We start from the raw sequence: 7104 nt of genomic DNA, 5'->3' as shown, positions 1-7104 counted from the left end.
TATCTATCTTCTGGGTTCTGATTTGAAAATTATCGGCGAAGCGCCGTGCGTCACTTTCAGACTCCCGCAGCGAGCGAGAATAGGGAAGAATAAGCCCCAGCACCTTTTGATGTCCCACCGCTCTAATGGCGATGGCGGCAGAGAGTGAAGAATCAATGCCGCCGGACAGACCGATGATATATCCGGAAAGACCGGAGCGGTTCAGTTTCTCCGAAAGAAATTTCTCGAGCGTTGCCGCCGTTTCAGGTTCGTTAATATGAAGTTCCATACAATATTCTACCCATGAATTGACAGATAATAATACTAAGGTGTCGCTGTTTCAAGTGAAAATATCGCGGTGTGGTAGTTATTGACAGAGAGAAACCGTGCGGTTATATTAATATACTGCAATCTATTACATTTTCAGGAAAGGTATAATATGGCAGGCGTGAACAAAGTGATTCTTATCGGTAATCTGGGAAAGGACCCGGACTTGCGTTATACGCCGGCAGGACAGCCGGTAGCCACTTTTTCCTTGGCAACATCGGAAAAATGGCGCGATAAGGACGGAGTGATGCAGGACCGGACAGAATGGCATAATATAGTTGTTTGGGGCAAGCCGGCCGAAATGGCAAAAGAGTATCTCTCCAAGGGGAGGCAGGTTTATGTCGAGGGACGGATTCAGACCCGGAACTGGGATGACAAAGAAGGCAACAAGAGATATACGACAGAAATTGTGGCGCAGCGGATTCAATTCCTGGGAAGCAAAGGTAGCGCCGAAAAAGAAGGGATGACGACCGGGGCATCCGCGGGCGCTCCGCCGGTGAATGATATTGGCGCCGAAGATGATGACCTTCCGTTTTAGTTGAAATAAATCAGGCTTTTGACACCATATAGGGACTATGGCAGGCAGCAAAATTAGCGGCACGCTCAAAATGGCAGTCGGGATATCCGTACTTCTGATTGCAATAATACCGCTCGGGATAATTTTCGCGCCCGGTTTTGGGGCGGTGGGGGTAGTAATCTGGCTCTCCGCAGTGGCAGCTGCAGTTTTTACAATCGTTAGATATCACTCCCAGTGTACTTCATATAAATGCCCCTCCTGCGGAATAACATTCAAGATTTCAATACTGGCGGATTTCTTCAGCCCGCATACTCCGGAAAAGAAGAAAGTCCGGTGTCCCGCGTGTGGAATAAAAGACTGGTGTGAAGTCGCCGATTAAGCAGGGACTGAAAGCCGGTCGATATCTTTCAGACTCAGATTTTATCTTCGAGGTCGCGGACTCGTTTGAAAAGTTCCGGCAGCCGCGAAAGGCAGGCTTCAATCCTCTTGGTATGCATCGCTTCGCGCGCCGGGTAACCGAAATAGATTTTGCCGGCGGGGATATCTTTATGAACCCCGGACTGGGCGCCAACAGTAGCGCCATCGCCTATTTCAATATGCCCCACCAATCCGACCTGTCCGGCTAGAATTACCCCTTTTCCTAACCTGGTCGAACCGGAGATTCCCACCTGGGCGACAATTATGCTGTAATCTCCAATCTGCACGTTATGGGCAATCTGTACCAGATTATCAATCTTGACCCCATTGCCTATCCTGGTGGCGCCGAGAGCGCCCCGGTCAATGCCACAATTGGCGCCAATCTCGACCTCGTTGCCAATTTCAACCCAGCCGACCTGTTTGACTTTTTTAATGCCGCCGGGATAACGCGCAAAACCGAAGCCATCGGAACCAATGACAGTGCCGCTATGAATAATGACGTGGTCGCCAATACGGGTATCATCAAGGATAGAGACATTGGGATAGATTTTGCAGTGAGAGCCGATAGCGACATTCTTGCCGATAAAGACTGATGGCATGATGACTGTATCGCCCCCAATAGAGCTCTGGTCACCCACTATGGCAAAAGCGCCGACAGAGCAATCATTCCCGAGGATGGCAGTAGGAGCCAGATGCGCCAAAGGAGAGATGCCGGAGCGGTAGTAATCATCATCGGGGTAGAGAAGGTCGAGAATGATGGCAAAGGCATAGTAGGGGTTGGGATGTCGAATAGAAGCGGTGCGGTCGTAAGTTATATCTGGATGCAGAACGACCGCCGATGCGGCGGTCGTTTTCAAAAACGGTTCATATTTGCTGTTTGCCAGAAAAGTAATTTGCCCCGGTCGGGCGGAATCGATAGGAGCGGCGGCATTTATTTCCGTATCGGGATTACCGCGCAGTTCGCCTTCGACCAGTTCCGCCAGTTCTTTAAGCTTGAAGCTCAAATCGCAAGACCCTCTCACTCCTCTTCAAGAATCTGGAGGACTTTATCGGTCACATCATAGTCTTTCTTGGCATAGGCAAGGCCTGCGGAGTTGTAAATAAAGTCGTAGTTTCCTTCAGTCGCCACCCGCTCAATGGCAGCGTTTATTTTCTCCAGCAGGGGGCGGACCAGTTCGTTATTCTTGCGTTCGGCTGTGCCGGCAGGACCAAAAATCTCCTTGGTGTAGGCATCAAGGGCGCTTCGTTTAGCCTCGATCTGGGCTTCCCGCTCTTTCTTCTTCTCCGCCGACAGAATCAGTTTCTGTTTTTCGTACTCCACCACCATATCTTCCAGCTCTTTTTGCATTTTCTTGGCTTCATCGTCCCAAGCTTTATATTCGGTATTGAACTCTTCCTGCGCCTTCACCCAGGCTTTGTATTCGGCAAAAATCTTGTCGGAATCGACATAACCATATTTTCCAACCTGTGCCGATACGGCTGATGCCAGAAGAAAGCTACCCGCCAGGGCGGCGATGATAATTGCAAAAGCCTTTTTACTCCGCATGAAAACTCTCCTTTTATATTATCTAATTGTTGTCCCAACTTGAAAATGGGGTTTCCATCCCCGCGTTTGACCTCGTCGGTCATCAAGGGGATACCCGAAATCGAATCCTATGGTGCCGATACCGGGAACGCTGAGGCGGAATCCGATACCGACTCCGGCATAGAGGTCATCCATACGAATCTGGCCCGATTTCAACCAGGAATTGCCAATATCGTAAAATGCGAGAAGGTACAACTGATTCTCAATTATCGGAAATTGCAATTCCAGATTTCCAACCAGCAGATACTTGCCGCGCACATTGGCGGTATAGACTCTTCTGGTAGTTGTGGTTGAGTCCAGTACCGCCGTCGTATCGTCTACATATGTCAGCCAATTATATTCAGTAGTGGAAACCGCGCCGGTGTCAGGAGTGAGAGAGCCATCATCATACCCGCGTACGGTGCCGAGATAGCCGACCCCGCCGGGACTGAAACGGTCGAACTCGAGTATTTTTTCATCACCGCCCGGGGCATGAATGGCGCCGAATGTAACCTTTCCCGCCAAAGCCAGTTTCCCGAAAACTGGAATAAATTTGGCGCCGGAGAAAAGATGCTTCTGATATTCCCAGTAGCCGCCGAGAGCCTTGCCGGTATTCTCAAAAGAATAAGAGAGAATGGACCCGGACGTGGCGAATTCGGGCAGGTTGCGACTGTCGCGCTCTAAGGTCAGCTGAATACTGGATGCATTGAACCAGTCTTCGCCGTAGTCCAGAAGGGAGCCGGGAATAATATCTCCAAATGAAGCGGTTGTATCATAAGGAACCGTTCCACCCGGCAAGAAATAATAATTAATCCGGAGTTTCCGGTAATTGTTGGCGTAACCATCGCTGAAATCATAATAGCGGTCGCCTTCAAAACGATAGCGGGCATAGGCGCGGAAATAGTTGTCGGGCCAGCGGAGACGACGTCCTATCCGCAGGGAGCCACCGCGACGTCCCTCGGTATAATCTTCGTACCAGCGGCGGTTGGTGTAATAAAGGTCGGCTCCCAATTGAGTCGGGGTGGAGAATAACCACGGTTCGGTAAATGATATAGAGTAGGAGTTAACGCGACTTCCTATATCAATGTTGAAATTAAGATTTTGGCCCATGCCGCGGAAATTTGGGATGCCGAGCCCGAAGGTGCCGACAAATTTATCCTGGGCGGAATATCCGGCTCCGGCTGAAATCTGTCCGGTCGGTTTCTCCTCAACTTTCATGATGACGTCGACATCGCCGGTTGCCAACGGCTGTATATCCGGTTCGACCTTGGCAAAGTAATTGAGCTGCATAATATCGCGGATGGAGCGCATCATCAGGGAGCGACGGTATATCTGTCCCGGACGCATTTTCATTTCGCGGCGAATGACTTTCTCTTTGGTCTTATTATTACCGATGATTTTAACCAGATTCACTTCCGAGGGAAGTCCCTCCACAATGTCGAAACTGATGTCAATTACCGAATCGCTCGTGCGGAGGTCATCGATAAGACGGATATGCAAATACCCTTTTTCCTGATAGAGGTAATAGACTTCGTACGTTGACTCGTCATACTTTTCCTGATTAAAAACCGCCCCTTCTTTAAACTTAAGAACTCTTTGAAGCTCACGGTCGGCGAAGACTTCATTCCCTTTCCATTCGGTTTTGCCGAAATAGTATCGGGGACCTTCATGGATATCCAGGAAGATAGTCATCCGGTTGCGGGCGGTGTCGATGGCGATAGAATCAGATTTCAGATAGGCGTCCACATACCCTTCCTTATGAAGGTATTCGATAATCTTATCTTTGTCCTCGGGGTATTTCTCTTTGTCGAAATTGGATGATTTGAGAAAACCTCGTTTGCGGTTGCGCATCTTGCTAATGATATCTTTGGCCGGAACCCGGACGTTTCCGGAGAGAACTACATTCTCGACCTTCACTTTGGAACCTTCCTCTATATCATATTTCAAGACCACTTCCGAGGAATCGGCGGAATAGGTCAAACGGGGAGTAGCGCGGGCAAGGAAGAACCCCTTTTCGCCATAAAGATTGATTATCTCATTCTTCTTGTCAAAAACCACCTGAGGCGATAGATAGGCGCCTGCTTCAATCTTTAGTTTCTCCTGAAGGTCTTTGGTTTTAATCCTGGAATTACCGTCAAACTCGATGCCGGACAGCCGGGGGAGTTCCCGGACTTTAATAGTAATAGCGATTCCACCGGTAACTTCTTCGGCTTCGATGGCGACATCCTGGAAAAACTGCAATCCATAGAGCCGGCGGACAGCATCCTGGGTTGTGGACGAGGAAAGCTGGTCACCCGGCTTTATGCCGGCGACCGAAAGAATCAGCGAGGTAGAGGCGGCTTTGTTCCCTTCCACCTCAACCGAAACGACATTGAAAGATTGGGCGAAGGCTTGATGGGCAGTCGGACCCAGGAGAACCGTTATTGCCCATATCAATAGAAGCCGGGAAAAGCGCAGCTCCGGCGCAATGAATATTATGGCGTCCCTGCCGGAAATCAATTTTGCGGAGGTATAATCTTGTTAATCTTAATCTCAGAGTACTGCTGGCGATGTCCGCGATGCCGACGATACTTCGTTCTCTTTTTGAACTTATAGATGGTTACTTTTTCGGCCAGCCCCTCTTTGATAACTTCAGCTTCGATACGAGCCGAGGGAACATAAGGCTTCCCCACCAGGGCGTTTTCGCCGTCTTTCAGAAGAAGGACTTTATCGAGAGTCACGGTAGAACCGGGGGCGGCGCCAAGATAGGGGATTTTCAGGACGGAACCGACTTCAGCGTTGAACTGAAGTCCGCCCGATTCAAATATGGCGAGCATAAGAGTCTCCTTAAACCTAAGTCAAAACCTATTAAAATCTTACGAACGGAAAACTAAACTTATCCGATTTATGCCGTCTGTCAAGCAAAAATTAAACTTACTTTCCTCGGCAAGAATTGCCATCATTACTAAACCTTAAACGTTTCAACTCGTTAACGGTTCCAAAAACGCCGCTTACAGACCGGAATTTTGCGAAATATGATTGTGGATTGTGAGGTAGAGCGTATATTGGATGCAGGATTTCTATGAAGAAGAGCAATATATCCTGGATTGATACGGCCGAAACCGGGAGTGGTGAAAAATTTCAGCTGGTATCCAGTTTTTCGCCGCGCGGGGACCAGCCGGAAGCGATTAGACAGCTGACAGAAGGCTTGAGAAGAGGTGACCGTTTTCAGACTCTGCTTGGAGTCACCGGCTCCGGGAAGACCTTTTCGATTGCCAACGTTATCGAGCAGTATGGTCGTCCGACCTTGGTGATTTCTCACAATAAGACATTGGCGGCGCAGCTGTACGGCGAATTGCGGGCATTTTTTCCTAAAAATGCGGTGGAGTTCTTCATCAGCTATTATGATTACTACCAGCCGGAGGCATATCTTCCGACCACCGACACATATATAGAAAAAGACACCTCGATGAATGAGGATATCGACCGGCTGCGACTTCGAGCGACAGCCTCGCTGCTGGAACGGAAAGATGTCATTATAGTGGCATCGGTGTCATGTATTTATGGATTGGGCTCGCCGCAGGATTATAAGGACCTGCTTCTGTTTCTGGAGGTGGGACAGTCAATCGAGCGGGATGCGATAATCAGGCAGTTAATTGATATTCATTACAACCGGAACGATATCGATTTTTCTCGCGGCAATTTCCGGGTGCGGGGTGACACTCTGGAATTAATACCGGCTTATCAGGAGACCGCCCTGAGGATTGAATTGTTCGGAGACGAAATTGAGCGAATAACTGAAATGAATCCGCTGACCGGGGAGATAATTACGGAACGAACCCGGGCGGCGATTTATCCCGCCAAGCATTTTGTGACGACAGAGCCGCAGATGGAGCGGGCGATAGTGGAAATCGAAGCCGAACTGGGTGCGCGACTGGAAGAATTCCAGTCCCAGGGAAAACTGCTGGAAGCCCAGCGGTTGTCATCGCGCACCAAATATGACCTGGAGATGCTTAGAGAAGTAGGGTACTGCAGCGGTATAGAGAATTACTCCCGCCATATTTCGGGTCGGGCGCCGGGAGAACCTCCCGCCACCCTGATTGATTTCTTTCCCAAAGATTTTCTGATGATAATAGATGAATCGCACCAGACCGTGCCTCAGATTAGAGGTATGTATGCCGGGGACCGTTCGCGCAAGGAAATCCTGGTGGAGCATGGCTTCAGGCTGCCATCGGCGCTGGATAATCGTCCTTTATTTTTTGAGGAGTTTGAATCGCACATTGACCGGGTGATATTTGTGTCGGCGACTCCCGGGGAGTAT

Annotated in this window: 8 protein-coding genes; 3 read left to right on the top strand and 5 right to left on the bottom strand. The window is 49.5% G+C overall.

Annotation, left to right across the window (positions count from 1 at the left end; translation table 11 throughout):
- The coding region (locus AB1690_13555; protein MEW6016333.1) for an NAD(+) synthetase at window positions 1–268 on the bottom strand (268 nt) is incomplete at its 3' end.
- Between the two features lie 150 nt (window positions 269–418).
- On the opposite strand from AB1690_13555, the gene AB1690_13550 reads away from it, so the two are divergent.
- The gene (locus tag AB1690_13550; protein ID MEW6016332.1) at window positions 419–844 is read left to right on the top strand and encodes a single-stranded DNA-binding protein; all 426 of its coding nucleotides are present in this window, start codon (window positions 419–421) and stop codon (window positions 842–844) included.
- Between the two features lie 37 nt (window positions 845–881).
- Entirely contained in the window at window positions 882–1202 is a 321-nt protein-coding gene (locus tag AB1690_13545) for a hypothetical protein (GenBank protein MEW6016331.1), read from the top strand.
- Between the two features lie 34 nt (window positions 1203–1236).
- On the opposite strand, the gene lpxD is transcribed toward AB1690_13545, so the two are convergent.
- The 4 genes from lpxD to rplU are packed head-to-tail and all read right to left on the bottom strand — an operon-like array spanning window position 1237 to window position 5620.
- A complete protein-coding gene (gene lpxD / locus AB1690_13540; protein MEW6016330.1) occupies window positions 1237–2244 on the bottom strand; it encodes a UDP-3-O-(3-hydroxymyristoyl)glucosamine N-acyltransferase in 1008 nt (335 codons plus the stop codon).
- A 14-nt stretch (window positions 2245–2258) separates the two neighbouring features.
- Entirely contained in the window at window positions 2259–2786 is a 528-nt protein-coding gene (locus AB1690_13535; protein MEW6016329.1) for an OmpH family outer membrane protein, read from the bottom strand.
- An 18-nt stretch (window positions 2787–2804) separates the two neighbouring features.
- Window positions 2805–5303: an outer membrane protein assembly factor BamA gene (gene bamA, locus AB1690_13530; GenBank protein ID MEW6016328.1), complete on the bottom strand. Its 2499-nt coding sequence runs from the start codon at window positions 5301–5303 to the stop codon at window positions 2805–2807.
- Window positions 5300–5620, bottom strand: a complete 321-nt coding sequence (gene rplU / locus AB1690_13525; GenBank protein MEW6016327.1) for a 50S ribosomal protein L21 — start codon at window positions 5618–5620, stop codon at window positions 5300–5302. The genes bamA and rplU overlap by 4 nt, the downstream gene beginning before the upstream one ends.
- A 245-nt stretch (window positions 5621–5865) precedes the next feature.
- Here rplU and AB1690_13520 point away from each other — a divergent pair.
- Window positions 5866–7104, top strand: a 1239-nt coding sequence (locus AB1690_13520) for a DEAD/DEAH box helicase family protein (protein ID MEW6016326.1), incomplete at its 3' end; no start/stop codon positions are given.

Source organism: Candidatus Zixiibacteriota bacterium (assembly GCA_040753495.1).
Classification (GTDB): domain Bacteria; phylum Zixibacteria; class MSB-5A5; order GN15; family PGXB01; genus DYGG01.
Note: the sequence above shows the minus strand (reverse complement) of the source record. Positions and strands in the feature narration are given on the sequence as shown.

Bases quoted from the DNA above. Each gene is read 5' to 3' on its own strand.
- AB1690_13550 (MEW6016332.1), top strand. From the start codon at position 419: ATGGCAGGCGTGAACAAAGTGATTCTTATCGGTAATCTGGGAAAGGAC.
- AB1690_13545 (MEW6016331.1), top strand. From the start codon at position 882: ATGGCAGGCAGCAAAATTAGCGGCACGCTCAAAATGGCAGTCGGGATA.
- AB1690_13535 (MEW6016329.1), bottom strand. From the start codon at position 2,786: ATGCGGAGTAAAAAGGCTTTTGCAATTATCATCGCCGCCCTGGCGGGT.
- rplU (MEW6016327.1), bottom strand. From the start codon at position 5,620: ATGCTCGCCATATTTGAATCGGGCGGACTTCAGTTCAACGCTGAAGTC.